Origin of the sequence: Caballeronia glathei (assembly GCF_000698595.1) — a bacterium.
In the GTDB taxonomy this organism is placed as follows: domain Bacteria; phylum Pseudomonadota; class Gammaproteobacteria; order Burkholderiales; family Burkholderiaceae; genus Caballeronia; species Caballeronia glathei.
The window spans coordinates 1-796 of record NZ_JFHC01000262.1 but is presented as its reverse complement, the minus strand read 5'-3'; the positions used below and the strand labels follow the sequence as shown (position 1 = coordinate 796).

Here is a 796-nt window from a genome sequence, read left to right as displayed (position 1 = left end):
ACGATTTCCATCAGGCTTGTCCACCGTGAGAATTGGAACCGGCTCGCAGCGCGTCGCTCAGGCGCGACTACGGAACTAGCGTTGCGTGCCAGCGTGTCGTAGCGCCTCCTGGACACCGCGAACCGCGGCGGCGGCGACGATACCCACAAAGAGTATGCCCAGCGCTCCTAGCATCGCCGAATCGACGCGGCCAACTGTTGTGGTGGGCACAATGTTGAGGTGACCGATCGTGAGCGCCCTCATCGCGCAGTAGTTGAGGGTTTGCCCAAACGAGGAAGGTGCTCCGCTTCCCGAGTCGACCGGGCCGCCGGCGTAATACATAACGACCGAAAGCAGGAAGTAAAACACAAACAGAGATGCGAGCGGGACACGGAGGTGCCAGAGGGCCCTGGCAACCTCCTGTAGGACGTGGCGAGCCTTCAGCGGGGCATGCGCGGAATTGTCGGCGTTCTTCATGACGCTGATCTCTCACAATTTTGTGGATCGCCCTGCAAACGTGCCGGGTCTCCGCCCGCATACCGAAAGCGGGCCGGCCAAGTTTAGAATAGCGTGGGGACGGTTAGCCGCCAAGCTTAATGATTGCCACTGTAAGCAGAATGCCAAGCGCGATCATTGCGACACCTGCCTTCATAGCCCCTGCGCCGGTGTAGCGCCCCAGCGCAAAGCCGGCGATGAAAAGCATCACGAGTGTGAGCACGCGCGAGGCGATGAGTGCCGTTGTAACATCCTTGACGAAGAGAAACGGCAACGCGACCGGAAACGTTCCCAGGACAACAAGTAGAAAGATGCCCAGCGC

1 protein-coding gene and 1 pseudogene are annotated in these 796 nt (G+C 60.1%); both read right to left on the bottom strand.

Translation table 11 applies throughout. From position 1 onward, the window contains the following. Positions 1-75: 75 nt before the first annotated feature. Positions 76-456 carry an ion channel gene (locus BG61_RS38680; RefSeq protein WP_035943745.1) on the bottom strand — a complete coding sequence of 127 codons (381 nt, stop codon included), beginning with the start codon at positions 454-456 and terminating at the stop codon, positions 76-78. 103 nt (positions 457-559) lie between these two features. Then, positions 560-796 (bottom strand): annotated as a pseudogene (locus BG61_RS38675) (hypothetical protein); the annotation flags it as partial.

What these genes read in the sequence shown, in the direction of transcription:
- BG61_RS38680 (WP_035943745.1), bottom strand. Translation starts at nt 456, where the DNA reads ATGAAGAACGCCGACAATTCCGCGCATGCCCCGCTGAAGGCTCGCCAC.